Source organism: uncultured Eudoraea sp. (assembly GCF_947258925.1).
Classification (GTDB): domain Bacteria; phylum Bacteroidota; class Bacteroidia; order Flavobacteriales; family Flavobacteriaceae; genus Eudoraea.
Genome location: NZ_CAMYKG010000008.1, coordinates 1,386 through 25,633 on the forward strand (window position 1 = coordinate 1,386; position 24,248 = coordinate 25,633).

Annotated in this window: 28 protein-coding genes; 11 read left to right on the forward strand and 17 right to left on the reverse strand. The window is 36.4% G+C overall.

Going from position 1 to position 24,248, the window contains the following annotated elements; translation table 11 throughout:
• Positions 1–144: 144 nt before the first annotated feature.
• Positions 145–771 (forward strand): hemolysin III family protein, encoded by a 627-nt coding sequence (locus Q0X77_RS04155; RefSeq protein ID WP_297793468.1) that lies wholly within the window; start codon positions 145–147, stop codon positions 769–771.
• Here the strand turns inward: Q0X77_RS04155 and Q0X77_RS04160 are convergent.
• A complete protein-coding gene (locus tag Q0X77_RS04160; protein ID WP_297793471.1) occupies positions 768–1,439 on the reverse strand; it encodes a ZIP family metal transporter in 672 nt (223 codons plus the stop codon). The two genes, Q0X77_RS04155 and Q0X77_RS04160, sit on opposite strands and share 4 nt — an antisense overlap.
• 83 nt (positions 1,440–1,522) lie before the next feature.
• Here Q0X77_RS04160 and Q0X77_RS04165 point away from each other — a divergent pair, with 83 nt between their 5' ends.
• Complete coding sequence (locus Q0X77_RS04165) at positions 1,523–2,692, forward strand: THUMP domain-containing protein (RefSeq protein WP_297793474.1); 1,170 nt, start codon at positions 1,523–1,525, stop codon at positions 2,690–2,692.
• Positions 2,693–2,872: 180 nt separating this feature from the next.
• On the opposite strand, the gene Q0X77_RS04170 is transcribed toward Q0X77_RS04165, so the two are convergent.
• The 3 genes from Q0X77_RS04170 to rlmD are packed head-to-tail and all read right to left on the reverse strand — an operon-like array spanning position 2,873 to position 5,599.
• Entirely contained in the window at positions 2,873–3,658 is a 786-nt protein-coding gene (locus tag Q0X77_RS04170) for a DUF6048 family protein (RefSeq protein ID WP_297793477.1), read from the reverse strand.
• A complete protein-coding gene (locus Q0X77_RS04175; RefSeq protein WP_297793479.1) occupies positions 3,639–4,142 on the reverse strand; it encodes a DUF6452 family protein in 504 nt (167 codons plus the stop codon). The genes Q0X77_RS04170 and Q0X77_RS04175 overlap by 20 nt, the downstream gene beginning before the upstream one ends.
• Positions 4,143–4,180: 38 nt before the next feature.
• Positions 4,181–5,599 carry a 23S rRNA (uracil(1939)-C(5))-methyltransferase RlmD gene (gene rlmD, locus Q0X77_RS04180; protein WP_297793482.1) on the reverse strand — a complete coding sequence of 473 codons (1,419 nt, stop codon included), beginning with the start codon at positions 5,597–5,599 and terminating at the stop codon, positions 4,181–4,183.
• Positions 5,600–5,715: 116 nt separating this feature from the next.
• Here rlmD and Q0X77_RS04185 point away from each other — a divergent pair, with 116 nt between their 5' ends.
• The 3 genes from Q0X77_RS04185 (at position 5,716) to rocD (ending at position 8,051) form a co-directional block, all read left to right on the forward strand.
• Positions 5,716–6,264, forward strand: a complete 549-nt coding sequence (locus Q0X77_RS04185) for a sigma-70 family RNA polymerase sigma factor (protein WP_297793486.1) — start codon at positions 5,716–5,718, stop codon at positions 6,262–6,264.
• Complete coding sequence (locus Q0X77_RS04190) at positions 6,257–6,640, forward strand: DUF6768 family protein (RefSeq protein WP_297793489.1); 384 nt, start codon at positions 6,257–6,259, stop codon at positions 6,638–6,640. The genes Q0X77_RS04185 and Q0X77_RS04190 overlap by 8 nt, the downstream gene beginning before the upstream one ends.
• Before the next feature lie 124 nt (positions 6,641–6,764).
• On the forward strand, positions 6,765–8,051 hold the full coding sequence (gene rocD, locus Q0X77_RS04195) for an ornithine--oxo-acid transaminase (protein ID WP_297793492.1): 1,287 nt from the start codon (positions 6,765–6,767) through the stop codon (positions 8,049–8,051).
• Between the two features lie 80 nt (positions 8,052–8,131).
• Here rocD and rplS read toward each other — a convergent pair whose 3' ends face one another.
• The 6 genes from rplS to Q0X77_RS04225 all read right to left on the reverse strand — a co-directional run bounded on the left by rplS (position 8,132) and on the right by Q0X77_RS04225 (position 13,539).
• On the reverse strand, positions 8,132–8,482 hold the full coding sequence (gene rplS, locus Q0X77_RS04200) for a 50S ribosomal protein L19 (protein ID WP_297793495.1): 351 nt from the start codon (positions 8,480–8,482) through the stop codon (positions 8,132–8,134).
• Positions 8,483–8,619: 137 nt separating this feature from the next.
• Positions 8,620–9,297 carry a tRNA (guanosine(37)-N1)-methyltransferase TrmD gene (gene trmD / locus Q0X77_RS04205; protein ID WP_297793498.1) on the reverse strand — a complete coding sequence of 226 codons (678 nt, stop codon included), beginning with the start codon at positions 9,295–9,297 and terminating at the stop codon, positions 8,620–8,622.
• Between the two features lie 27 nt (positions 9,298–9,324).
• Positions 9,325–9,768 carry a GNAT family N-acetyltransferase gene (locus Q0X77_RS04210; RefSeq protein WP_297793501.1) on the reverse strand — a complete coding sequence of 148 codons (444 nt, stop codon included), beginning with the start codon at positions 9,766–9,768 and terminating at the stop codon, positions 9,325–9,327.
• 42 nt (positions 9,769–9,810) lie between these two features.
• A complete protein-coding gene (locus tag Q0X77_RS04215) occupies positions 9,811–10,431 on the reverse strand; it encodes a tRNA (guanine-N1)-methyltransferase (RefSeq protein WP_297793504.1) in 621 nt (206 codons plus the stop codon).
• Between the two features lie 139 nt (positions 10,432–10,570).
• Positions 10,571–12,019: a glyceraldehyde-3-phosphate dehydrogenase gene (locus Q0X77_RS04220; RefSeq protein WP_297793507.1), complete on the reverse strand. Its 1,449-nt coding sequence runs from the start codon at positions 12,017–12,019 to the stop codon at positions 10,571–10,573.
• A 122-nt stretch (positions 12,020–12,141) separates the two neighbouring features.
• Positions 12,142–13,539 carry a trypsin-like peptidase domain-containing protein gene (locus Q0X77_RS04225; RefSeq protein WP_297793510.1) on the reverse strand — a complete coding sequence of 466 codons (1,398 nt, stop codon included), beginning with the start codon at positions 13,537–13,539 and terminating at the stop codon, positions 12,142–12,144.
• A gap of 127 nt (positions 13,540–13,666) precedes the next feature.
• Between Q0X77_RS04225 and dapF the strand changes: the two genes are divergently transcribed.
• The 4 genes from dapF to Q0X77_RS04245 all read left to right on the forward strand — a co-directional run bounded on the left by dapF (position 13,667) and on the right by Q0X77_RS04245 (position 16,783).
• Complete coding sequence (gene dapF, locus Q0X77_RS04230; protein ID WP_297793513.1) at positions 13,667–14,443, forward strand: diaminopimelate epimerase; 777 nt, start codon at positions 13,667–13,669, stop codon at positions 14,441–14,443.
• A complete protein-coding gene (locus Q0X77_RS04235) occupies positions 14,440–14,961 on the forward strand; it encodes a GNAT family N-acetyltransferase (protein WP_297793515.1) in 522 nt (173 codons plus the stop codon). The genes dapF and Q0X77_RS04235 overlap by 4 nt, the downstream gene beginning before the upstream one ends.
• Positions 14,961–16,004 (forward strand): endolytic transglycosylase MltG, encoded by a 1,044-nt coding sequence (gene mltG / locus Q0X77_RS04240; protein WP_297793518.1) that lies wholly within the window; start codon positions 14,961–14,963, stop codon positions 16,002–16,004. The genes Q0X77_RS04235 and mltG overlap by 1 nt, the downstream gene beginning before the upstream one ends.
• 182 nt (positions 16,005–16,186) lie before the next feature.
• Entirely contained in the window at positions 16,187–16,783 is a 597-nt protein-coding gene (locus Q0X77_RS04245; RefSeq protein WP_297793520.1) for a hypothetical protein, read from the forward strand.
• Between the two features lie 57 nt (positions 16,784–16,840).
• Here the strand turns inward: Q0X77_RS04245 and Q0X77_RS04250 are convergent, their stop codons facing one another.
• The 3 genes from Q0X77_RS04250 to dnaA are packed head-to-tail and all read right to left on the reverse strand — an operon-like array spanning position 16,841 to position 19,464.
• Positions 16,841–17,563, reverse strand: coding sequence for an SAM-dependent methyltransferase (locus Q0X77_RS04250; protein WP_297793523.1), 723 nt, complete (start codon positions 17,561–17,563; stop codon positions 16,841–16,843).
• Position 17,564: 1 nt separating this feature from the next.
• The gene (locus tag Q0X77_RS04255; protein WP_297793526.1) at positions 17,565–18,032 is read right to left on the reverse strand and encodes a low molecular weight protein-tyrosine-phosphatase; all 468 of its coding nucleotides are present in this window, start codon (positions 18,030–18,032) and stop codon (positions 17,565–17,567) included.
• 7 nt (positions 18,033–18,039) lie between these two features.
• The gene (gene dnaA / locus Q0X77_RS04260) at positions 18,040–19,464 is read right to left on the reverse strand and encodes a chromosomal replication initiator protein DnaA (RefSeq protein ID WP_297793528.1); all 1,425 of its coding nucleotides are present in this window, start codon (positions 19,462–19,464) and stop codon (positions 18,040–18,042) included.
• Positions 19,465–19,671: 207 nt separating this feature from the next.
• Here dnaA and Q0X77_RS04265 point away from each other — a divergent pair, with 207 nt between their 5' ends.
• On the forward strand, positions 19,672–20,100 hold the full coding sequence (locus Q0X77_RS04265; protein WP_297793531.1) for a thioesterase family protein: 429 nt from the start codon (positions 19,672–19,674) through the stop codon (positions 20,098–20,100).
• A 25-nt stretch (positions 20,101–20,125) separates the two neighbouring features.
• Here the strand turns inward: Q0X77_RS04265 and Q0X77_RS04270 are convergent, their stop codons facing one another.
• From Q0X77_RS04270 to ribD, 4 genes are read right to left on the reverse strand one after another with little or no spacing between them, the layout of a single operon-like run.
• Complete coding sequence (locus Q0X77_RS04270; RefSeq protein ID WP_297793534.1) at positions 20,126–20,743, reverse strand: YigZ family protein; 618 nt, start codon at positions 20,741–20,743, stop codon at positions 20,126–20,128.
• Entirely contained in the window at positions 20,743–21,606 is an 864-nt protein-coding gene (locus Q0X77_RS04275) for a DMT family transporter (protein ID WP_297793536.1), read from the reverse strand. Before Q0X77_RS04275 ends, Q0X77_RS04270 begins: the two co-directional genes overlap by 1 nt.
• A 7-nt stretch (positions 21,607–21,613) precedes the next feature.
• On the reverse strand, positions 21,614–22,210 hold the full coding sequence (locus tag Q0X77_RS04280; protein WP_297793539.1) for an HAD-IA family hydrolase: 597 nt from the start codon (positions 22,208–22,210) through the stop codon (positions 21,614–21,616).
• A complete protein-coding gene (gene ribD / locus Q0X77_RS04285) occupies positions 22,203–23,255 on the reverse strand; it encodes a bifunctional diaminohydroxyphosphoribosylaminopyrimidine deaminase/5-amino-6-(5-phosphoribosylamino)uracil reductase RibD (RefSeq protein ID WP_297793542.1) in 1,053 nt (350 codons plus the stop codon). Before ribD ends, Q0X77_RS04280 begins: the two co-directional genes overlap by 8 nt.
• A 102-nt stretch (positions 23,256–23,357) precedes the next feature.
• Here ribD and prmC point away from each other — a divergent pair, with 102 nt between their 5' ends.
• Positions 23,358–24,218, forward strand: coding sequence for a peptide chain release factor N(5)-glutamine methyltransferase (gene prmC / locus Q0X77_RS04290; RefSeq protein WP_297793544.1), 861 nt, complete (start codon positions 23,358–23,360; stop codon positions 24,216–24,218).
• Positions 24,219–24,248 lie beyond the last annotated feature (30 nt).

The following is a 24,248-nucleotide window of genomic DNA, read 5'->3' on the forward strand; positions in this document are numbered from 1 at the left end:
TATTTAGATCTTGCAACTGTTGCTTCCGGGAAACATATTTTGAAAGTGGCCCGAAAGGATCATATAAATGATAGTATCTATATGAGAACCATTGTCGATATTCCATTTTGGTATAATCCGGAATAGCGAAATACGAATTCTATAATGAAGTTGAATTATCACAATGAAGAAAAACTAAACGCCCTATCACATGCAATAGGCATAGTTCTGGGTATATTCGGATTCTATTTTCTTATAAAATTGGACGGACATAAATCTGAGTATTCTACCATTTCCGTTATTGTTTATAGTATTTCCATTATTTTATTGTTCACAGCTTCAACCCTCTATCATTACGTTTCCTCTCACTCATTGAAAATGAATCTAAGGGTATTGGATCATATTTCAATCTATTATTTAATTGCAGGAACTTATACGCCTGTAGCACTCATTACCTTATCAGAAGGCAATGGCTGGACCATTTTATATGCTGTTTGGGGGATTGCCGTTGCAGGCACTTTTCTCAAATTGTTTTTTACAGGAAGATTTGAGGTATTATCTTTATTACTGTACCTTTTTATGGGGTGGTTAATTGTTTTTGATCTACGCAACCTGCTTTCAAGTACATCAACGCTTGGATTGTATTTGTTGCTATTAGGTGGTGCATTTTATACAATTGGTATTTTTTTCTATGCTTTTAAGCGTATTCCACATAATCACCTGATTTGGCATTTTTTTGTCCTGGGGGGAGCCGTAAGCCATTGGTTATATATTGCTTTTGCTGTAGTCTAGAGGAAATAAGCTATCGCTGTTCCCAGTACTATGGCCGTTAACTTTCTAAGATTAAAGGTATGACCTTCTGTACTTTCAAATAAAATCACGGTAGAGATATGAAGAAAAACGCCTATGACAACAGCGTTTATCGGGGCACTATAATTAGAAATAAATTCGAATTTTGAGGCGGCATAACTGCCCAACGGGGTCATTAATGAAAAAGCGATCATAAACAAGGCCCCGTACAAAGGTTGAATCTTAGACCCAACCAAAAAAATGCTTAAAATTATGGCAATTGGAATTTTATGAACCAAAATACCATAGAGTATTGTATTGTTTCCTTCAATAGGGATACCTTCTAAAAAAGCATGAATACACAAACTAACAAAAAGTAACCAGGGGAAGTCACTTGCTTTACTATTCAGATGAACATGACCATGTTCTGCACCTTTTGAAAAGAACTCCAGAAAAATCTGGAGTAAAATACCTAACATGATAAAGATCCCAATTGTTTTGGGATCCGCTTCTTTATAGACACCTGGTAAAAGTTCGAAAAGTGTAAGGGCTAACAGGAATGATCCACTGAATGCCAGGAGCAGTCGCAGGCCTTCTTTCTTTCTGGGTCTTGCAAGTACTACAAATCCATAACTTAGAAGAACAGCGATAATCAGTAAGAAATAGGTCATACTTAGTTTAAATATGGATAAAGTTGGTTGTAAAACAAAGTGGTTAAATTTAGTGTATTTTTGTGGTATTCTTTGAAAGGACTATGAGTAATAATTTTAAAATGGTGGCCAAAACCTTATTTGGTTTTGAAGAAATTCTATCGAAAGAATTGCGTAACCTCGGTGCAGTAAACGTGAAAGAAGGTGTGCGAAATGTTTCTTTTGAGGGGGATACGGGCTTTATGTACAAAGCCAATTTAAGTCTGCGTACCGCTATAAAAATTTTAAAACCGATAAATTCCTTCTATGTCAGGGATGAGAAGGACCTTTACAATAAGATTTACGACATGGACTGGTCTGAATATCTTAGTCCGGAAACAACATTTGCTATAGATGCCACGGTAAATTCAGATCATTTTACGCATTCTCTTTATGTTTCGCAAAAGACGAAAGATGCTATTGCAGATAAGTTTCGGGCAACAGATGGAAGAAGACCCAATGTAGATATAAAGTTTCCCGATATCAGGATTAATATCCATATCCAAATGAACAATTGCAATGTCTCCTTAGACACTTCGGGACCTTCTCTGCATCATAGGGGGTATAGAACTGCAACCAATATAGCTCCAATAAATGAAGTTTTGGCAGCTGGCCTCCTGCTTTTAAGTGGATGGGATGGTCAATGTCATTTCTTAGACCCTATGTGTGGAAGCGGAACATTTTTAACTGAGGCGGCAATGATCGCATGTAACATTCCTGCAAATATTAATAGAAAGGAATTTGCCTTTGAAAAATGGCAGGATTTTGATGCCGAACTTTATGAGAAGATAATTGATAGTTGCCTGAATAAAGCCAGGGAATTTCATTTTAAGATTATCGGTTATGACAAAGCTCCCTCTGCCGTTCAAAAGGCACAAGACAATGTTGAAAATGCCAACCTAACAGAGTACGTAAAGATTGAGCGCAAAAACTTCTTCGAATCTGAAAAATTCACCAAAAACCATTTGCACATGGTTTTTAATCCACCATATGGGGAACGCCTTAATATTGAAATGGAAGAATTTTATGGAAAAATCGGCGATACTTTAAAACAAAATTATCCGGGAACCGATGCATGGTTTATAACATCTAATCTTGAAGCTCTAAAGTTTGTAGGTCTTCGCCCGTCTCGAAAAATAAAGGTATTCAACAGTCATCTCGAATCGCGTCTGGTGAAATATGTGATGTATGAGGGCAGTAAGAAGGCTAAATATAAGAATCAAGTAAAGTCCTAGATACTTCAACGGGGATTTGTTACCTTAAAATTGCGCCAAATTAGTGCTGATCTATATCAGATCTTAAAAGAATACTTTCACGGTATAATCGATAAAATCGGTTGTATAAATTATGCACCTGTATTGGAATATAAAATATTGCTGATGTGAATTAGTGTTAAACAGTGCAGGAAATTTTTATTATTCTTCAGTAGGTTTTTCCTTTTTCTTTTTATTTCCATTTTTTCTATATAATGGTATAAAATAGGATATGGTATAATTATAACCGACTCCAAAATTGCTATTATCGTTTACCTTATTAAAACCGGGAATCCATAAATTAGGGAAGAATTCAGCTTCTTTATTGGTAATTAAATAGGATAGTCGGACACTCGCACTAAGGTAGAAATTAGCAAACAACTCAACTTTAATTCCCAAGAGGATCTCTAACCAAGAGGCATTTAAATCCGTGAATTCCTGGGTGGGGCCAGATCCGGGTGCAAAATCACTGGGATTCCAATATCTATTGCTATCGTAAATTGTATAATTATTTAGGGTTTGACTAAACGAACTTCCCGCATATCTTGCACCGGCAAATATGGCATTGGTCATCCCGTACCAATTCTCATAGGTGTTGAAATCAACCCCCAGTTTAAGATAACTACCGGAAGTGGTATAATTGTATATTTCTACTCTATTCAGGTCGTCTATATTTTCAAGAGATTCAATACTGGTTTTTTTCTCATTTCCAAATTCAGCGGCGATGTATAGTTTCTTTGTTATGCGATAGTCGGCAACGAATTCTAACCCCGAATAGTCATCATCAAAAAGCCCTCTGATCGGTTTACTTAAGTCTACACCAACTCTTAGCCCATAGCGCTGAGCAAAACTTGTAGAATCCCTGGCTCCTAAATCCAGGGAATCTGTTTGTGCTTCACTTGTAAAAAAGCATAAAAGAAATAAACAACTAGTGAAAAATCTTGACATGGGCACTATCTTGCTTTTGTACTAAAGGTGAAACTATTTCAATATTTTGTATCCAATTTTCACTATCTGTTGTAAGTAATTCACCTAATTCATCGTAATTGGCTATAAAACCACAGGCCCTAGAAACAAATACTTCAAGGGTATTGTAATCAAAAGTAAGGGTGTCAGTATTACCTGTTTCCAGATCATCTTCATCGGCAGAATCAGAAATAAGTATGAAGCCGGTATTGGGTTCATTTATCCTTAATGGTAAGGAAATAGAGTCTAAAGATGTTCTGTCGGCAATTGTATTTACGGTAGAGTTTTGTCCCAAACCAATCACTCTGATATTCGGGACTGCTTTTAATTCACCGGGGTTTTCATTGTCATAAAATCGAATGATCAACAAAGGGGTGTCACCATCAACGCAGATATCGTCTTTCTCACAGGCATTAAAGGAAATTACTGCAGCCAATACTAAAATAAAAATCCTTATTTTCCGCATATCTAGATAGCAAGTTTTTTAAGCATGTTCAAAAGCAATTATAGCTGACCGTGTTTCTCCAAAAGTACAACATTTTCTACATGATGTGTCTGAGGAAACATGTCTACCGGCTGAATTAATTTTACGTCATACACCTCTTTCATGAGTTCCAGATCCCGGGCTTGCGTGGCACTATTACAACTAACATAAACAACTTTACGCGGGGCAATTTGCAGAATCTGAGCTACTACATCTTTATGCATTCCATCTCTTGGTGGATCTGTAATAATAACATCCGGCCTGCCGTTAGACGCAACAAACTCCTTATTAAATATATTTTTCATATCCCCTGAGAAAAAATCAACATTAGTGATGTTATTCTCCAGCGCATTTGATTTGGCAGCTTCAATAGCCTCAGGTATTGCCTCAATCCCTATTACCTTTTTAGCTTCAGCAGCAACAAATTGGGCAATTGTGCCTATTCCTGTATAGAGATCGTAAACTACTTCGGTTTTATTCAAATGTGCAAATTCCCTAACTACTTTATAAAGCTCATAGGCTTGTTGTGAATTAGTTTGATAAAAGGACTTGGCCGTGATTTTGAATTTTAGCCCCTCCATTTCTTCATAGATATATTCCTTGCCCGCATGGCATTGTATATCCTGATCGTATATGGTATCATTCCCTTTACGGTTAATTACGTACAATAGCGACGTAATTTGCGGAAACTTCTTTTTGAGATGATCAAGTAGTCCGTTTCGTTTATCTTCAGCATCATCATAGAATTGAATTAAAACCATAATTTCTTTTGAAGAAGATGTTCTGATCATTAGTGTACGAAGAAGCCCTGTATGATTTCTTGGGTTAAAAAAACGAAGCTCATTTAACTGTGCATATTTTTTTATTTCCAAACGGATCTCATTTGAGGGGTCTGCCTGTAAATGGCATTTCTTGATATCCAGGATTTTATCCCACATACCCGGGATATGAAATCCAAGAGCATTTTTATCAGTTATTTCATGTTTACTATTAATCTCTTCCTGCGTTAGCCACCTGCTATCTGAAAACGAAAATTCCATTTTGTTCCTATAAAAGTATTTTTGATCGGAACCTAGTATAGGTAGAATTTCAGGTAGGGTCAGATGGCCAATGCGCCTTAAATTGTTTTCGACTTCTTTTTGTTTGTAGTACAGTTGGTAATCGTAGTCCATATGTTGCCATTTGCATCCCCCACAAACCCCAAAATGTTCGCATAGGGGATCTGTGCGTTTATCGGACAAGCTGTGAAATTTAGTAGCAACACCCTCAAAATATGCCTTTCTTTTTTTAGTGGTTTGAATATCAACAACATCACCGGGCACAGCATTAGAGATAAATATTATCCTGCCATCAGGTGCTTTGCCCACACTCTTACCTTTGGCACCGGCATCCAGAACGCTTACATTCTCAAAAATTAGCCTGGTCCTTTTTTTTCTCATTGGGCAAAAATACTATTTACCGCGAATCTTTAATCTTATCTTTAAGAGGAATTGGATAAAAACAATCAAATAATTGAACCTTTTCAATATAAACCGGTCTCTATAGTAGAAACGACATGGGGAATACCAAAAAAATATTCGAGGGATTACTGGTTTTACAATTCCGAACCGGAAACAAAGAAGCATTAACCTTCCTGGTAAAGCGGTATAATACCAAAATGTGCAAGCATGCTTTTTGGTATACGTACGATATGGAAATTGCAAAAGATATAGTTCAGGACAGCTGGAGGACCATTTTAAAGAAATTACACTCCTTGAAAAACCCCAACAGTTTTGGAAGCTGGGCGATGCGGATTGTCACACGAAAATCCATTGACCATTTAAAAAGGAATCATAGTGATATAGAAAAATTAAAAGAATATTATCACAATCCTCGCCTAAATATACATTCGGATAATAAGGAATCAGATCTTTTAAAAGTTTATGATGCAATTAAGAAATTACCTGGAAATCAACAAGCTGTGCTAAGGCTATTTTATCTGGAAGAATATTCCCTCAGGGAAATCAGTGAGATAATGAACATATCCGAAGGGACTGTTAAATCCAGGCTGTATCATGCAAGGGAAAAATTAAAAACAATGGTAAATAATAGAAATTATGAATAAAAAGAAAGAAAAAATTGATGAATTAATTAAAGCAACTTTGTCCAAGGAAGAATCAGCTTTTTACGATGACCTGGAAGAACAAAACCTCATAGGAAAGATTGGGGAAGTATATAAAGGCAAATTAGGATGGTTAGCTGCTATAATGAATGTAGTACACCTGTTAATGTTTATGGCTTTTATATACTGCATTTTCCAGTTTTTTAGTACAGATAACACCAACGAACTCATTAAATGGGCATCTGCCGGATTCTTGAGTATGATAGTCATGGGGATGCTTAAATTATTCGTTTGGATGCAAATGGATAAGAATGACATATTACGTGAATTAAAGCGTTTGGAATTGCAAATTGCAATGCTCAACAAATTGGAAAGATAAAGTAGGTAAGGTGGGCGAACATATTTCATAAATAGCCCCATAATTTGTACTTTAGCAACTCTGCATAGGATGATTTCTCTCCCAAAGAAGGAATTGCTAAAGTTTTATCTAAATTGTCACCTAAATGTCAGTATTGGAAAAAATATCTTCCCAAGACGCGATAGCATTGGAAGAAAAATATGGAGCACAAAATTATCATCCTTTACCCGTAGTTTTAAATAGGGGAGAAGGTGTTTACGTTTGGGATGTGGAAGGTAAAAAGTATTATGATTTTTTATCTGCCTACTCAGCTGTTAATCAAGGACATTGCCACCCACATATTATTGGGGCTCTAAAAGAACAGGCAGAAAAGTTAACACTTACTTCCAGGGCATTCTATAACGATATGCTTGGTAAATACGAGAAATACTTATCCGAATATTTTGGATTTGATAGGGTCTTACCTATGAATACAGGAGCGGAAGCTGTAGAAACGGCCATGAAACTTGCCCGAAAATGGGGTTATGAGAAAAAAGGAATTCATTCAAATCAAGCCAAAATAATCGTTTGCCAAAATAATTTTCATGGCCGAACCATTTCAATTATTTCGGCCTCCAATGATCCGGCGGCTACAGAGAATTTTGGTCCTTTTACACCGGGAATATTCTCCATAAGATATAATGATATCAACGCATTATATGAGGCCCTAGCCGACAAGAATGTAGCGGCATTTATGGTTGAACCTATTCAGGGCGAAGCAGGCGTTTACGTTCCTGATGAAGACTACCTGAAAGAGGCATATAAACTTTGTAAAGAAAAAAATGTATTATTTATTGCTGATGAAGTTCAGACTGGTATTGCCAGAACTGGTCGTTTACTTGCTACCTGCGGAAATTGTACCTGTTCTGACAAACTATGCAGCGGAACCCCGGATGTGAAACCAGATATTCTAATTTTAGGAAAAGCCTTGTCCGGTGGTGTTTTTCCGGTTTCGGCTGTTTTGGCTGATAACCATATTATGGATGTAATACGCCCCGGGAATCACGGATCTACATTCGGAGGAAATCCATTGGCATGCGCAGTGGCAATTGCCGCCTTAGAGGTCGTTAAATCTGAAAATTTAGCAGAAAAGGCCTTCTGCCTTGGGAAATTATTTCGGTCGGAGATGAGAAAATTAATCGAAAAAACCTCCCTCGTGAAGCTGGTTCGCGGGAAGGGGCTCTTAAACGCTATCGTAATAAATGATACGGAAGATAGCTCTACCGCCTGGGAATTGTGTATTGCTCTAAAAGAAAATGGGCTGCTTGCCAAGCCTACCCATGGGAATATTATTCGTTTTGCACCTCCACTTGTCATGACAGAAGATCAACTTTTAGATTGCATATCCATTATATCTAAAACAATTTTGGCTTATGAGAAAGAAAAATCTTAATCATTAATAAACCCACCAGAAACAAAAAAACCCTGATAAACATATCAGGGTTTCTTTTTTTTGTTGTAAATACTAAATTCTTAGGACCTAACTTCTTTGATCCTTGCTTTTTTACCAGTAAGGCCTCTAAAGTAAAATATACGAGCTCTACGTACTTTCCCTTTTTTGTTAATTTCAATTTTTTGTAAAGCTGGCATGTTTACAGGAAATATTCTTTCTACACCTATTGTACCTGACATTTTGCGGATTGTAAAAGTTTCTGTTGCACCAGATCCTCTTCTTTGTATAACCACACCTTTAAAAAACTGGGTACGTTTCTTTTCTCCTTCCTTTATCTCGTAGTAGACGGTAATTGTATCACCGGGGCCAAATTGCGGAAAATCTTTTTTGGGAACAAATTCGTTTTCAACAAATGATATTAAGGATTCCATTTAATTTTATTTTAATTAAATCAAAACCAACGTTCACGGACTTCGTCAGAGGTTGATTTCAAATCGAATGCAAAAATAGTCTTTAAATTATTACCTACAAGACTTTTTAGGCAATTTTTAATGGTGAAAATTGTTTTTTAGTCTTCCAGTAAATCGGGTCTTCGTTTTTTGGTTCTTTTTATTGCTTCTTCTTCCCGCCATTTTTCAATTTCTGGAAAGTTGCCGCTTAATAGGATATCAGGAACATTTAAGCCTTTGTATTCCCTTGGCCTGGTATAAACAGGCGGCGCTAATAAATCGTCCTGAAAAGTGTCTGTAAGGGCGGAGGTTTCATCATTGAGGACACCAGGAAGCAAACGTATAATGGAATCGCATAAAACCGCAGCTCCTAGCTCGCCGCCCGATAGTACATAATCACCAATGGATATCTCCCGGGTGATTAGGGTATCCCTAACCCTTTGATCAACTCCTTTATAATGTCCACAGAGTATAATTATATTTTTTAGTAAGGATAGCCGATTTGATGTCCGTTGGTTAAGAGTTTCACCATCAGGAGTCATATAAATAATTTCATCGTAATGTCGTTTTTCTTTCAACGCCCCGATGCATTTATCAATGGGTTCGATCATTAAAACCATCCCTGCTCCTCCTCCAAATTGGTAATCATCTACCTGATTATAAGTCTTATCGGTATAATCTCTTAAATTATGAAAATAAATTTCTACCAATCCCTTGTCAATTGCTCGCTTCAATATTGAAGCTTCAAAGGGACTTTTTAATAATTCAGGCAAGACGGTTATAATATCTATTCGCATAGGTAATATTCTTATTCTTTTTTTTGACTAATCCGCTTTCCAAAAATAATGATAAAAGTTAGTGTCTTTTTCCCAGCCCAACCGTTCGTATAATTTCTGTGCGGGATTATTCGTTGCGGTTTCCAGAGACAATCCCTTATAGCCCATAAATTTGCAATGATCCTGAGCCCTGTTCAAAAGTAGTTCACCAATGCCCTTTTTTCGATATTCATGGGATACATACAAATCGTTTAAGATATATAATGGTTTAAGGCTCACGGTAGAAAAGGAAGAAAATAATTGTACAAAACCTGCCGGGGTATTGTTAAAATATGCAATAAAAATTACAGAATCCTTATTTTGTAATCGGGCTTCCAGAAAGTTTTTAACCGCTTTTTCATTTGAATTCTGCTTATAGAATATTCTATAACTATCTAATAGCGGAATCAATAGGGAAATATGTTCTTCTTCTGCCTGAATTATGGTAATCATGGGATTCTCTGGTCAAAAAAAAGCTCCTTTAAGGAGCTTTCTTTATTTTGATTTTTTATACTTATTGATTTCGTCCTGAAGTTGCCGGCTTATGCGCTGTTCTCTTTCCAGAGCCCTGCGCCTGTGATCCTCATATTCCGTCTCTAATTCAGACAAGTTGGTTTTGGCTTGCTGGGTTAGGAAATTACTACTCCTGAATTTATAAATAAATAGTAATAGTAAAAGGAAAAGACCAATAATAATTGTCCATAAAATAAAATTATAAGTCCCTTTGGAAACCTGGGCACCCAAAAAAGACATACTATCTTTTTCTTCACTAACGGCTGCTAAACTGTCCGACGTTTCTTTTAACTTGCCATTGAGAGAGGAAATCGTTGCTTCGTGATCACTTATTGTTTTTTTCAGAGCGACAGCCTTCTGATTAGCCACATTTATCGAATCAAGGACATTATTCCTAATTTTATCCAAGTTGATTTTTCGAACAACCTCGTACCTTTTCCCTTCAGCGTTATAGTTGCCGGATTTTATATATAAATATTCAAACTGACTTTCTAAAGAGCCACTATCCAGAGACAATTCTTCCTGTTGCGCAGCCTGTTGAGCATAATGTAGGTTACATGTCAGGAAAGCGATTACAATATAAAACTTGCTAAAACCTTTCATTAAAATTATTCTTAGTATTAATATATGATTTAAGGAGGGAACTAAAGTACTCTATAAATATTAATTAATAAAAAAAATTAATAGTATCCCTTGTTTTGTGGTAAAGAATAATTACACCATTTCCCTTGCTAAAGGATATTTAATAGTATGTGAACCTTCTCACTTTAGCAATATATTTGGCTAATCTTATTACCTGATGCGCATACCCAAATTCATTATCGTACCAAACATATAGTACAATATTTTTACCGTCAGACGAAACTAAAGTCGCATTACTGTCATAAATAGATGGTGCAGAGGTTCCTACAATATCAGTTGAGACCAGTTCATTACTTAGAGAATATTTTATCTGCTCTACCAAATCCCCTTCTAATGCATATTTTTTTATTATTGTATTTATGGCTTCCTCGGAGGTTTTGTTTTTTACCTCCAGGTTTAGAATAGCCAGGGAACCATTGGGAACAGGAACCCGAATTGCATTTGAAGTTAGCTTTCCACTTAACGAGGGCAAGGCCTTTTCCACTGCACTTCCAGCTCCGGTTTCGGTTATAACCATGTTTAATGCTGCTGCCCTTCCTCTGCGATATTTACCATGCAAATTGTCAACTAAATTCTGATCATTTGTATAGGCATGGATAGTTTCCAAATGTCCTTTTTTAATACCCAGGGAATCATCTACGACCTTTAAAATTGGGGTAATGGCATTTGTTGTGCACGATGCAGCCGAATATATTTTATTAGCATCCGGCTCAAATTCATATTGATTTACGCCATGCACAATATTTGGTATTTCCTTACCTGGGGCGGTTAAAAGAACTTTACCTGCACCGGAAGCCTTCAGATGTCTTTCCAATGATTTCTTATCTCTAAACGCGCCTGTATTATCAATTATCAACGCATCCTTAATTCCGAACTTGGTATAGTCAATATCTTCAGGCCTATCAGAGGTTATCATATGAACTGTGGTACCATTAATTAATAATGACTTTTTCTTCAGGTCATAATCAACTGTTCCGGTGAACTGGCCGTGTACCGAATCGGTTTTTAGCAATGTTGCTCTTTTTTCCAGAATTTCAGGGGTTAGCTGTCCCCTGGTTACGATTGCCCGCAGTCTCAGCTGATTGCCTTTACCGGTTTTTGCCAATAACTCACGTGCCAATAACCTTCCAATACGACCAAAGCCGTATAGTACTACGTCTTTAGGTTCAATGGCCTTAGTGGTTTTGGCATCCTTCAGTTTATCGAGGATAAAGGATTTGGCATCAGGATAATTATTGTCATCTGAATGATATTCATATGTAAGTTTTCCAATATCTATTTTTGAAGGCGGCAGTAAAATTCCATTAATGGCGTGCAATAATTCTACAGAATCAAAGATGGAAATGGGTTTTTGAACAAATTCACCGGCATATTCATGGAGGTTAATTATATCACTCACATTTTTATCGATCACTTGATTTTTAAAAAGCACTATTTCTATGGCCTTATCATACCATAGGTCACTGATGATTTTTATGAATTCAGTAGTTGCTTTTCTTCTATCAGCTTGGAATGCAAGCTCTTTTTCATAAGATTTGGTTGGGCTCATTTATGATCTGTGTTTAAAATATGCACAAAATTATTGAATTCCTGTAGCATTACATAAAGAAAAGATAAACAAATAAAGCACTCTGGTATTGAGTGCTTTTTTTTAGGATCCGGTCAAATTTTTTACTGGAAAACTATTCGCTCTTTCTCCCCGTTTTTATCGATTAGAGTAATCATGGTTTTATCATATTTTGAGATTGCACCAAAAATGTTTTTGGCTTCGTAAATATCATTTATTTCCTCATTATCAATTTCTAAAATTACTTTTCCACTCAATCCATAACCTCTATAGGTTTCTGGCACCCCGGTAATCTTAACACCGGTTTTTGTGTTATAAATTTCTTTATCTTTTTCCGTTAAATTTTTTACACGAAGTCCCATTAAAGGTACAATTAGAGACTGCTTTGCTTTAAGTTCAACAGGGACCACCATATCCTCACCATTCCGCTCTATAGTAACACTAATCTTATCCCCCGGTCTTTTGGTGGATACATAACCTGTCAAATCAGCGAACCTTCTTACCTTAATATCGTCTACCATTTTTATAATATCTCCTGATTTTAAATCAGCATCATCTGCACCAGAGTCTTCTTCAACACCGTTAATATAAACTCCATCTATTTCATTTATTCCATTGTTGACTGCATAAGGTGTGGTCAGTTTCGGAGAAGTAATGCCAAGGATCCCTTTTTGAACATTTCCATATTCCAAAATGTCTTCAACTACTTTTTTCGCAATATTACTGGGAACAGCAAAAGAGAATCCTACGTAGGAACCGGTTGGGGAGGTAATTGCAGTATTAATGCCTATCAGATCACCATTTGTATTAACAAGAGCGCCTCCACTATTTCCCGGATTAACTGCTGCATCTGTTTGGATAAAGGATTGATCACGTCCTAAATCTCTGGCTTTTGCACTTACTATTCCTGCAGTTACAGTTGATGTAAGGTTAAAAGGGTTGCCGACAGCCAGCACCCATTGTCCTATTTTGGCTTCATCAGAATCTCCAAAGGCCAGATATGGAAGATTCTGATCCACATCAATTTTAATCAATGCAATATCCGTATTCGGATCAGTGCCAATAATTTCAGCCTCGTAGGTTTTATTGTTATTTAAAGTAATTCTTATTTCATTCGCTTTATCTATTACATGATTATTCGTCACAATGTAGCCATCAGGGGATATGATGACACCAGAACCCGTGCCTATCTGCGGAATTTGCCGACTTTCGGAACCATAGAAAAAATCTAAAATACTTCCTGAGCTACTATTCAGGGTCAGATTTTTAACATGCACTACAGCATTAACGGTGTTTTCAGCTGCAAGAGTGAAGTCCGCTTCGTTAATACCATTGCCTTTGTAGGATGCCGGACTGCTACTGGTTGTAAGTAAAGGCTGTGGTATATCCGAATTGGATGTGACAACGGTATAATTTTTTTCTTCAATGAAGAATTTATAGGAAAATAAAGTAATTGCTCCTGCGAAAATGGCAACTAATAATAAACTTCCAATATTTTTCATAAACTAATGCTCTTTAAAATTCCAAAGTAAAAATACTTGATTTTTAAATTAATTATTTTCATTTAACGACTTTTTAACTGATAAAAATTGCTTAAATAAAGTCATATCTTTGTTTATTCAAGAAGGTATGATAGTAACTTTTTACAAATATCAGGGATCGGGAAACGATTTTATCATAATAGATAATCGTAAAGGGGAATTTCCTAAAACCGCCGGCAAAATAATTTCAAATCTCTGTGACAGACGCTTTGGCATCGGTGCCGATGGATTAATCTTGCTCGAAGAAGATGACAGGGCGCATTTTGGAATGGTATACTATAATTCCGATGGTAAAACAGGGAGTATGTGCGGGAATGGCGGTAGGTGTATCGTTGCTTTTGCAAAATACCTTGGGATTATTAAAGAAAATACCGAATTTAATGCAGTGGATGGTTTGCACCAGGCAAGCATTAATGAAAAAATTGTTAGACTGAAAATGCAGGATGTCAAAGAAATAATGGAAAAGTCCAATTGTCTATTCCTAAATACGGGCTCTCCGCATCATGTTCAGCTGGTATCCAATTTGAAAGATTTTAATGTAAAGGAGGAAGGCGCTAAACTGCGATATGGTATTTATGGTGAAAGTGGGAGTAATATAAATTTTGTAGAACAAAAAGGGGAAAATAAATTTGCTGTACGTACATATGAAAGAGGTGTAGAAAACGAAACCTTATCCTGCGGAACCGGTGTAACCGCAGTAGCCTTGGGAATGCATTATTGGGGTAAGACAAACGGGGAGACTGTTAAACTTCATACCAAAGGAGGAAATTTGTCTGTGCAATACAGTAAGGCTGCGAATGGTTATGAGAATATTTGGCTGGAAGGTCCGGCTGAACAGGTTTTTAAAGGAACAATTGAGATTTGATTTTAAAAGGAAGACATACCAATTTACGGGCATTGGAACCAGGTGATCTGGAGTTTTTATATGAGCTTGAAAATAACCCTGAGATCTGGGAAATAAGTGGTACCATAACACCTTATTCCAGGCATGTACTTAAAATGTATCTGGATAACGCCCACAGAGATATCTATGAAGTAAAGCAATTACGCCTTTCTATTTGCAATGAACAAGATAAAGTAATTGGGTTTATTGACCTTTTTGATTTTGATCCAAAACACCAAAGAGCCGGAATAGGGATTGTAATTTTGGATAAAGAAGATCGCAATAATGGCCATGGCTCGGAAGCTCTTGCTTTGCTTTGTGACTACGCTTTCCAAATATTAAACTTAAATCAGGTGTATGCCAATGTCGGGGAGTCCAATGAACCGAGTATACATCTATTTAAAAAGATGGGCTTTAATCTCGCTGGTGTTAAGAAGGATTGGATTCTTTCGGGTGGAGAATTTAAAAATGAATTACTTTTTCAAAAGATTTGTCAATAATGTATATCAGGAAGATTTTATTGGTTGTTGTGCTTCTCGGTCTCGTTGCTGCAGGAGCTTTTGCATATTTGATATATAATGCTCTTTTTGTATCGAATACATCGTTTAAGAATGATGAGGCCTATATCTATATTCCTACGGGGACTACCTATGACGAGCTTGAAAGTATGCTTTTACCTCTTTTAACTGATATGGAGACCTTTGAAGCAGTAGCTAAGCGAAAAAAATATGCAGATAACATCAAACCTGGAAAATATGTTATCAAGAAAGGAATGAATAACAATGATATTGTAAATTCCTTACGAAGTAACAATATTCCGGTTAAGGTTTCTTTTAACAACCAGGTTACCCTGGCCAATTTGGCCGGTAGAATTTCGAGCCAGATAGAAGCAGATAGTATTTCTTTGCTGGATGCTTTCCTGGATCCTGAATTTCTGAAGAAAAATGACCTTACAACAGATACTGGTCTTTCAATCTACATACCAAATAGTTATGAATTTTTCTGGAATACCTCTGCCACAGAATTTCGTAGTAGGATGCTCAAGGAATATCATCGTTTTTGGAGTAATGATCGGCTAAAGAAGACAGAAATGTTGGGTTTAACACCAATTGAAACAATATCCCTGGCTTCAATTGTGCAAAAGGAAACTGCCAAGGTAGATGAGCGTCCCAGAGTGGCCGGGCTCTATATTAACCGTCTGAAAAAGAATATGTTACTTCAGGCGGATCCAACGGTTATATTTGCTTTAAAACGAGAACTGGGCAACTATGATACGGTAATTAAAAGAGTTCTTTACAAAGATTTGGAACTCAATTCACCTTATAACACCTATAAATATGCGGGTATTCCACCCGGGCCAATTACAATGCCGGACATTTCTTCCATTGATGCGGTTCTCAACCCGGAAAAACATGAATATTATTATATGGTAGCTAATGTTAAGGACTTTGGGTATCATATTTTTGCTGAAAATCTGTCGCAACACAACCGGAATAAAGCGCAATACATCCGATGGATTAATGAGCAAAATATCAATAGGTAGGCAGTTTATCCAAAATTCGGAACAACTTAACAAATAAAGACTTCTTTTAAGATTTACTAAAGATAATTCGTACAAATCTCCTATATCTTTGTATCAGAAATTTAAGCATACCGCTTGTTGGTAATAAGTCTTAAGAAAACACATATATGAAAAAGTGGCCATATATTATTTGCCCGCTTATCATGATTTTAGTTTTAGTTAGTTTTGGATTTACAAAGACCTCTGAAGTTAAGGTACCCAAAGCACTAAGAGTAAAAGAACCTACGCAAGTTCTGTTCCCCAAAAACAGAACAAAATTCTACCCATCAATTGTTGCAACTCCTTTTTTAGGAAGCTGTTACATTGGATTCAGGGAAGCACTTGCATTCCGCGAGTCTCAGGGGAATTATTTTATCATAAACACCCTTGGTTATCTCGGAAAATATCAATTCGGAATTGGTACTTTGCAATTAATGGGAGTGCATAATGCAACAAGATTCCTTAATGATCCAGGGCTTCAGGAGAAGGTATTTTACACCAATATTGCCCGTAACAAATGGATTTTACGTAAGTACATCAAATATTTTGTAGGAAAAAAAGTTAAGGGGATTGAAATAACCGAATCCGGAATATTGGCCGCTGCCCATTTAGCGGGTCCGGGTAATGTGATGAAATATTTATACTCCAATGGCAGAAATGATGTTAAGGATGCCTATGGGACCAGCCTGGCGGATTACTTAAAAAAATTCTCAGGATACGATATTTCACAGATTTCGGCAACACGCAATCCTAAAGTATAATTGAAATCTACCTTCATACTATACAAGGGCCCTGGCTGAAAAAAACGGGGCCTTTTTTTAGGCTTGAATTATAAAAATTGTAGGTCGTTTATGAAGGTCAACTTCATCTGTCACCCAATCACCAACTAACTTGGTAGCAATAAATTCAGTGGCTAAAGTAATATCAGTAGCCACACAGAGCAATGTGGTTTTGGATAAGGTTCTTACAAATTCCTGAAGCAGATTGTTATTTCTATACGGAGTTTCAATGAATAGCTGACTCTGATTATTTTCCCTTGAAATTTTTTCAAATTTCCTGATGGCCTTTTTTCGTTCCGCTGTTTCGATTGGTAAATAACCGTTAAATGCAAAATTTTGGCCATTCAGACCGCTGGCCATTAACGCCATAATTATGGAAGAAGGCCCTGCAAGGGGCACTATTACTATTCCTTTTTGATGCGCAATCCGCACTACATCAGCTCCTGGATCCGCAATTCCAGGGCATCCTGCTTCAGAGAGAATACCAACATTTTTGCCGTTTAAACATGGATCCAGGAAAGATGGAATGATCTCTGCGCCTGTAAATTTATTTAAAAGTGAAATATGTAAATTTGGTTGTGATTTTCTCGGACTTATTTTTTTGATAAATCGTCTTGCAGATTTTTCATTTTCTACAATGTAATAATCAATTTCCTCAATTATTCTTTTAATTGAAATGGGTAAAACTTCAAGTGGTTCAGTTTCACCCAAAGTAGTCGGAATCATATATAATTTACCTTTTGAAGGTTTTGTATTCCGCATTTTATGAGTGCTGTTGTGAATTTAATTTTTTGGCAATCATATCGCAGGCATTATCAATTAGGTCATATATCTGCTCAAAACCATCGGATCCTCCATAATATGGATCAGGAACTTCATTCAAAGAAGTGTTTGTCTCTTCCAATAAGAGTTTTACTTTTTTAATTTCGGCTTTGTCATTTGTTAATGCAACAATATCATGGTAATTACTCAGATCCATAGCGTAAATCAGGTCAAATTGCTTAAAATCCGAATAACTGAACTTTCGGCATCTTTGGTCAGAAATATCAATCCCGTATTTTTTGGCAACTGCAATGGATCTTAGATCAGGATTATTTCCAATATGGTATCCTGCGGTTCCGGCGGAATCTACAATTACGTTTTGCGGATCAGTTTTGGATTTTAATATACCTTCGGCTAATGGTGACCTGCAAATATTTCCAAGGCATACCATAAGTACCTTTGTTTGCATAATCTAATCAGGAAAATTTCTTAGTTAAATCTTCAATGTATTTTCTAAACTGCTTATCTGTTTCTGCCAGATTATCTACCGTTTTACATGCGTGGAGGACAGTAGCATGATCCCTTTTGCCTATCTGAGAACCAATACTGGCCAAAGAGGCTTTTGTAAATTTTTTAGCGAAAAACATTGCCAACTGCCTTGCCTGAACTATGTGTCGCTTTCTTGTTTTGGATTGTAAGGTAGCTACATCCATTTCAAAATAATCTGAGACAACTTTTTGTATGTAGTCGATAGAAACTTCTCGTTTTGTGTTTTTAACAAATTTTTCGACTACCTGTTGTGCCAATTCCAAAGTAACTTCTTTCTTGTTAAATGAAGATTGGGCAATTAAGGAAATTATTGCACCTTCTAATTCCCTGATATTGGTTTTAATATGTTTAGCTACATATTCTACAATTTCATTGGGCATTTCAACACCGTCGCGATACAATTTATTTCGAAGAATAGAAATGCGCGTCTCATAATCCGGATTTTGAAGTTCAGCGGACAATCCCCATTTAAATCGGGAAAGCAAGCGTTGTTCTATATCCTGCATATCAACAGGCGCTTTATCGGAAGTTAGAATTACCTGTTTTCCATTTTGGTGCAAATGATTAAAAATGTGAAAGAAAACATCCTGAGTTCCCGATTTCCCGGATAAGAATTGAACGTCATCAATGATGAGTACATCTATCAACTGATAGAAATGAATAAAATCGTTCCTGGTGTTTTTCTTGACAGATTCAATGTATTGTTGTGTAAATTTTTCAGCAGATATATAAAGCACTGTTCGCTCCGGGTATTTATCTTTAATTTCTACGCCTATCGCATGTGCCAGATGTGTCTTACCCAGTCCTACACCCCCAAATATGAGAAGCGGATTGAATGATGTTCCTCCCGGTTTATTGGCTACAGCCATTCCCGCTGATCTTGCCAGTCTGTTGGAGTCACCTTCAAGGAAATTGTCAAAATTGTAATTAGGATTTAGCTGAGACTCTATTTTAATGTTCCTGATACCGGGAATAACAAAAGGATTCTTAAGCTCAGGGTTTTTAGATTTTATTGGTACATCCATCTCCTGTGGATTAACACTTCCCCTATTTGAGCTTGGTATTTGTTCTGTAAAAGGCTCCCGGTTTCCATAGGTATTTTCCATCTTGATGACATACACCAGTTTGGCATTTTCTCCGAGTTCCTTGGTAAGTGCAACCTTTAATAATTTCACATAATGTTCTTCAAGCCATTCATAAAAAAACTTGCTGGGGACTTGAATACTTAATGCATTATCTGCTAACTTAACTGGTTTAATAGGTTCAAACCACGTTTTGAATGCCTGCGGTTGGATATTATCTTGAATAAAAACCAAGCAATTGTTCCAAACGGAAATAGCAGTAACACTCATATGAAGGAATATCTTATTTGGCTGGTTAGTGTTTATGTTAAATTGGTCAATCTAAACGCTTATTCAGTGACTCTTTTAAGCGAGACAAATATGTGAACAAAAATTCTAAAAAAAAAATCATTTTAGGTTGATTTTTCTCTTTTTTTTTTGCATGTTCGACAACCACTTAAGGTTACGTATAAATATATTGTTTTTAGCTGATAAAATATGCATTTTTATCGATTTTCTTTTCGGGTTCGCTATGGAGAAACGGATCAAATGGGAGTTGTATATCACGGTAATTACCCGCAATACTTGGAGATGGGCAGGGTTGAATGGCTGAGGGCTTTGGGAATTTCTTACAAAAGCATGGAAGAAAACGGAATAAGGCTACCCGTAATTTCCTTACAGTTGAAATTTATAAAATCTGCGTTGTATGATGATCTAATAACTGTTGTTACCAAACTAAAAAAAACACCCACGGCTAAAATAGAATTTGACTACGAAATTTACAATGAAGCAAAGGAACTTTTAGCAGAAGCAAATACCATTTTGGCATTTATTAATATGGAGACCAACAGACCTGTAAGATGTCCTGAAAGTGTCTTGGAAAGACTTACCAACACCCATTATGATTTAAATGCCGATCGGGTATAATCCGTAGAGGCTTTTCTTTTAATATTTACCCTTCAATTTTTGACATTGAGACTCCTTTGAGACCTCTTAATTGGTTTTCCACCCGGGAAACTTCTTTTACATTGACTGCTATTAAGAGGGTGCAATCAATGTCCATGTCTCTTGCCATTATTTCAATTGCATTTGATTTGATAATACGCATAACGCCGCTCATGAGTGGGTAAACAAAACGTAGTTCGTATTGTATTTGAACTGATTTTACAACAATTTCCGAGGATTCCAAAGCATATTTTGCAGACGTTCTGTAGGCGGATATAAGACCACCAACCCCTAATTTGGTCCCACCAAATATTCGCACTACGGCTATTAGAACATTGGTTAATCCAAATGACTTTATTTGACCAAAAATGGGAATACCAGCAGAATTATTAGGTTCGCCATCGTCATTAGCCCGATATCTTTGGTTTTCTATTCCTATTCTCCATGCATAACAAATATGATTAGCAGTTGGATGCTTACGGCGCAAATCTTCTAAAATTGGTTTTATATCACCCTCTTGGGCGACAGGAAATGTATAAGCATAGAATTTGCTCTTTTGTTCTTTATATAAAATGCCTGCTGAGGCTTTCGATATTGTTTTGTAAAGACCAGTATTGTTTTCCATTAAAAAAAAGCAACCAAAATAATACTTATTACTGCCAGGGTTATACCACCCCAGTTTTTTGAACTAATTTTTTCCCGGAACAATATAATTCCCAATAAGGTCGAAAACATTACTATAGCCACATTGTTAAGTGTAAATATTGAAGCGCTGTTCAACGTTTTATTTTGAAGGGCTCTTAATAAAAAGAAAATAGAAAAGAAATTGGGGATTCCCAGCGCAATGCCACCCAAAACGTTTTTAAGGTTTAATTTTAATGGATTCTTAATAGATTTTATAAGAATAAATATTAGGCCGGTTGTAGCTGCCGCAGCGAATACGGTGGCCGAGAAAATGGGAAATTCATTGGTCTCAACGTAATTTTCTTCCAGGTATTTTATACTTCCATCAATGATTCCGGAACCCAGAAAAACCATGACCGGCAATAAAAAAGCTCTTTTCTGAATAGCTCTGGGCGTGTCTTTCACAGAAGCAAAGTAAACGGCGGCCAAAGCTAATAGTATACCCAATATTTTAAAAAAGCTAAGTCTTTCGTTATACAAGATAAGACCCAAAATAACCGGGATAACAAAGGACATTTTTGTGGCAACGGATGCTACAGATACCCCCAGGCGTTGGGATGTCCTGGCCATTAGATTAAAGACTACGATGAATAAGACACCTAATAGAAGTGTGCCATAAAACCAACCCCTATTTGGAATAGTATGTAATTGAATAGGTTGATTGTAAAATAAGATACCCACCAGGCATGCCGTGATGTAATTTACAATAATCGCATAAATAGTTTGAATTTTATGTGTGTCATATAATTTGAAGATTACAAATATCAGGCTGGAAAAAAGTACACTTAAAGCGAGGTCTAACATTTTGCTGTTATAAATTTAAATCCAAAATATCCTCTTGTCCAACCTTAAGGTGCCTGCATTTTATACCAAGCCCTTTTGCAACTTTCGTATGTCCTTCGGTATCGTCTATAAAAAGTGTTTTTTCCGGATTAAGGTTATTCGTATGCAGCACATATTCAAAGATTTCGGGCTCGGGTTTCCTTAAATGAAGCTCGTGGGATAAATAGAAATTTTCAAAACAACTTTTAAAACGGACATATCTTTCTTCACCCATTTGCTTCTTTACAAATTCTATATGCATTTCATTGGTATTACTTAAAAGGAACAGCCGGTACTCTTTTTTTTGAGCCAAATTTTCAATATATCGCAATCGTTCTTCGGGAAAATCAAGAATTATAGCATTCCAGGCGTATATTAAATCAGATTTACCTGCTTTGGGAAATAGTTTATTTGTGCGCTTAAGGAAATCTTCCGTGGAAATAAGGCCTTTTTCATATTCCACAAATAAGTATCCCAAATCAGGCGTAATATTTCGGAATCCAAACGATTGCATTTCTCTTGCCGTAGCTTCTTTATCAAGGTTTATAAAGACATCTCCAAAATCAAAAATAATATTCTCAATCATGTAAAAATGTATTTATTGTATTGTTGGCAATTATTTCGGTATTTACTAAAATACCTGAAAGTTTCGGTGCCTTTTTACCACTGCCAAAGGTGTTTTCGCTGGTAATTATTCGGGCCTCATCCCATAAGCCCGAATTGATAAAAGTAGCCAATGTGGTGGATCCTCCTTCAATAAGAACAGTGGATATGTTTTTTTCGAACAAAACCCTGCAGGTTTCTTTTGCAACATCCTTATTGAAATCAATAATCTCATATAGAATCCCTTCTAAGTATTTTGATTTGTCTTTTTCCTGAGTCAGGACTATTGTACGAATTGAATTATCAAAAATATGCAGCTCCTTGGGTAGTTTAATCACTTTATCAATAATAATACGTGTAGGGGACATTCCTTTCCATTTTCTAACATCCAATTTAGGATTATCCTTTATTGCGGTATTAGTACCAACCAATATAGCCTGCACTTCACTACGCCATTGATGTACTCTTTGTCGGGCATAAGAATTACTTATCCAATAAGGTTCCGGCCGGGCTTTACGCTTTTCATCAGCCGGGGCAATAAAACCATCTTTAGTTTCTGCCCATTTCAATACAATATAGGGCCTTTGTTTTTCGTGATAGGTTAAAAATCGCCTGTGATGCTTTCTGCATTCATCTTCCAATATGCCTGCCACTACTTCACATCCCGCTTCTTTAAGTTTGCGTATCCCCTGTCCGGATACTTTTTTATTAGGATCTTGGGTGCCAATAATTACTTTTTTCAGATTATGCTTAATAATAAGTTCAGCACATGGCGGGGTTTTTCCATAATGTGAGCAAGGCTCGAGAGTAACATAAAGAGTAGCTTCTCTTAATAGTGATTTGTCCGCCACAGAATTTATGGCATTTACTTCTGCATGAGGCCCTCCATAAATACTTGTAAACCCTTCGCCAATTATTTTATTGTTAAAGGTAATAACACAGCCAACCATTGGGTTTGGTGCGGCTGAACCCAGAGCCTTTTCACCTAACTCTATGCAGCGAAGCATATATTTTTCATGTATCTTCACCTCGCAAAAGTAGGATATTCCGGAAGAATATGAATATCAACAAAAGTTTGTAAATCCTGATCTTTAAAATACAATTCCCTACAGGATTTAGTGGCGTTAATAATGTTATTAAAAGAGATAAAGAACATATATCACAAAGAGTTGGATCAGCTGTATCCAAAAGAGGAGGTTGATAGTATGTTCTATTTAGTTATTGAACATTTTTTGGGCTTAGAAAGGTTCATTCTTGCCATAGATCCCTCTATTGTGATTAGCAAGGAGGAAGAAAAGTATTTGTTTGAAAGTTTATCGAAACTAAAGAAAGAAGAACCCATACAATATGTCTTGGGAGAAACAACTTTTTTAGATATGAAAATGCTGGTGAATGAGTCTGTGCTCATACCAAGACCAGAAACGGAAGAATTGATAAAATGGGTGCTTAATGATCATCTGGATTTAAAAAAAAGTTTGAATGTAATTGATATTGGCACCGGAAGCGGATGTATAGCCGTTTCACTTGCTAAATTTAATCCAAACCTGAAGCTTACTGGCATGGATGTTTCGAAATCCGCTCTCGCCGTGGCTAAGAAAAATGCATTAGGAAATGATGTGGAAGTTGATTTTGTTCAGGCAGATATTTTGAAAGTTTCGTCCTTAAACAGAAACTATGATATTATTATTTCCAATCCGCCGTATGTTAGGGAAATGGAGAAAGTTGACATGCGAAATAATGTACTACTGCATGAACCCCATGTGGCCTTATTCGTTACAGACGAAGAACCCTTGCTTTTCTACACGGCTATAGTAAAACTGGCTGCGAATAGTTTAACATTAAATGGATTAATTTATATGGAAATAAACCAATATTTAGGTAAGGAGGTTCAGAAATTAATGCAGGAATTCCATTTTACTGAAATTGAAATTAGAAAAGATATTTTTGGAAACGACCGAATGATAAAAGGAAAATACCCCGGGGTAATATAAAAATGATGAGTAATGATCTTTTTTAATATT

Coding starts and splice junctions, on each gene's coding strand:
- Q0X77_RS04155 (WP_297793468.1), top strand. CDS start 145: ATGAAGTTGAATTATCACAATGAAGAAAAACTAAACGCCCTATCACAT.
- Q0X77_RS04160 (WP_297793471.1), bottom strand. CDS start 1,439: ATGACCTATTTCTTACTGATTATCGCTGTTCTTCTAAGTTATGGATTT.
- Q0X77_RS04165 (WP_297793474.1), top strand. CDS start 1,523: ATGAGTAATAATTTTAAAATGGTGGCCAAAACCTTATTTGGTTTTGAA.
- Q0X77_RS04170 (WP_297793477.1), bottom strand. CDS start 3,658: ATGTCAAGATTTTTCACTAGTTGTTTATTTCTTTTATGCTTTTTTACA.
- Q0X77_RS04175 (WP_297793479.1), bottom strand. CDS start 4,142: ATGCGGAAAATAAGGATTTTTATTTTAGTATTGGCTGCAGTAATTTCC.
- rlmD (WP_297793482.1), bottom strand. CDS start 5,599: ATGAGAAAAAAAAGGACCAGGCTAATTTTTGAGAATGTAAGCGTTCTG.
- Q0X77_RS04185 (WP_297793486.1), top strand. CDS start 5,716: ATGGGGAATACCAAAAAAATATTCGAGGGATTACTGGTTTTACAATTC.
- Q0X77_RS04190 (WP_297793489.1), top strand. CDS start 6,257: ATGAATAAAAAGAAAGAAAAAATTGATGAATTAATTAAAGCAACTTTG.
- rocD (WP_297793492.1), top strand. CDS start 6,765: ATGTCAGTATTGGAAAAAATATCTTCCCAAGACGCGATAGCATTGGAA.
- rplS (WP_297793495.1), bottom strand. CDS start 8,482: ATGGAATCCTTAATATCATTTGTTGAAAACGAATTTGTTCCCAAAAAA.
- trmD (WP_297793498.1), bottom strand. CDS start 9,297: ATGCGAATAGATATTATAACCGTCTTGCCTGAATTATTAAAAAGTCCC.
- Q0X77_RS04210 (WP_297793501.1), bottom strand. CDS start 9,768: ATGATTACCATAATTCAGGCAGAAGAAGAACATATTTCCCTATTGATT.
- Q0X77_RS04215 (WP_297793504.1), bottom strand. CDS start 10,431: ATGAAAGGTTTTAGCAAGTTTTATATTGTAATCGCTTTCCTGACATGT.
- Q0X77_RS04220 (WP_297793507.1), bottom strand. CDS start 12,019: ATGAGCCCAACCAAATCTTATGAAAAAGAGCTTGCATTCCAAGCTGAT.
- Q0X77_RS04225 (WP_297793510.1), bottom strand. CDS start 13,539: ATGAAAAATATTGGAAGTTTATTATTAGTTGCCATTTTCGCAGGAGCA.
- dapF (WP_297793513.1), top strand. CDS start 13,667: ATGATAGTAACTTTTTACAAATATCAGGGATCGGGAAACGATTTTATC.
- mltG (WP_297793518.1), top strand. CDS start 14,961: ATGTATATCAGGAAGATTTTATTGGTTGTTGTGCTTCTCGGTCTCGTT.
- Q0X77_RS04245 (WP_297793520.1), top strand. CDS start 16,187: ATGATTTTAGTTTTAGTTAGTTTTGGATTTACAAAGACCTCTGAAGTT.
- Q0X77_RS04250 (WP_297793523.1), bottom strand. CDS start 17,563: ATGCGGAATACAAAACCTTCAAAAGGTAAATTATATATGATTCCGACT.
- Q0X77_RS04255 (WP_297793526.1), bottom strand. CDS start 18,032: ATGCAAACAAAGGTACTTATGGTATGCCTTGGAAATATTTGCAGGTCA.
- dnaA (WP_297793528.1), bottom strand. CDS start 19,464: ATGAGTGTTACTGCTATTTCCGTTTGGAACAATTGCTTGGTTTTTATT.
- Q0X77_RS04265 (WP_297793531.1), top strand. CDS start 19,672: ATGCATTTTTATCGATTTTCTTTTCGGGTTCGCTATGGAGAAACGGAT.
- Q0X77_RS04270 (WP_297793534.1), bottom strand. CDS start 20,743: ATGGAAAACAATACTGGTCTTTACAAAACAATATCGAAAGCCTCAGCA.
- Q0X77_RS04275 (WP_297793536.1), bottom strand. CDS start 21,606: ATGTTAGACCTCGCTTTAAGTGTACTTTTTTCCAGCCTGATATTTGTA.
- Q0X77_RS04280 (WP_297793539.1), bottom strand. CDS start 22,210: ATGATTGAGAATATTATTTTTGATTTTGGAGATGTCTTTATAAACCTT.
- prmC (WP_297793544.1), top strand. CDS start 23,358: ATGTTATTAAAAGAGATAAAGAACATATATCACAAAGAGTTGGATCAG.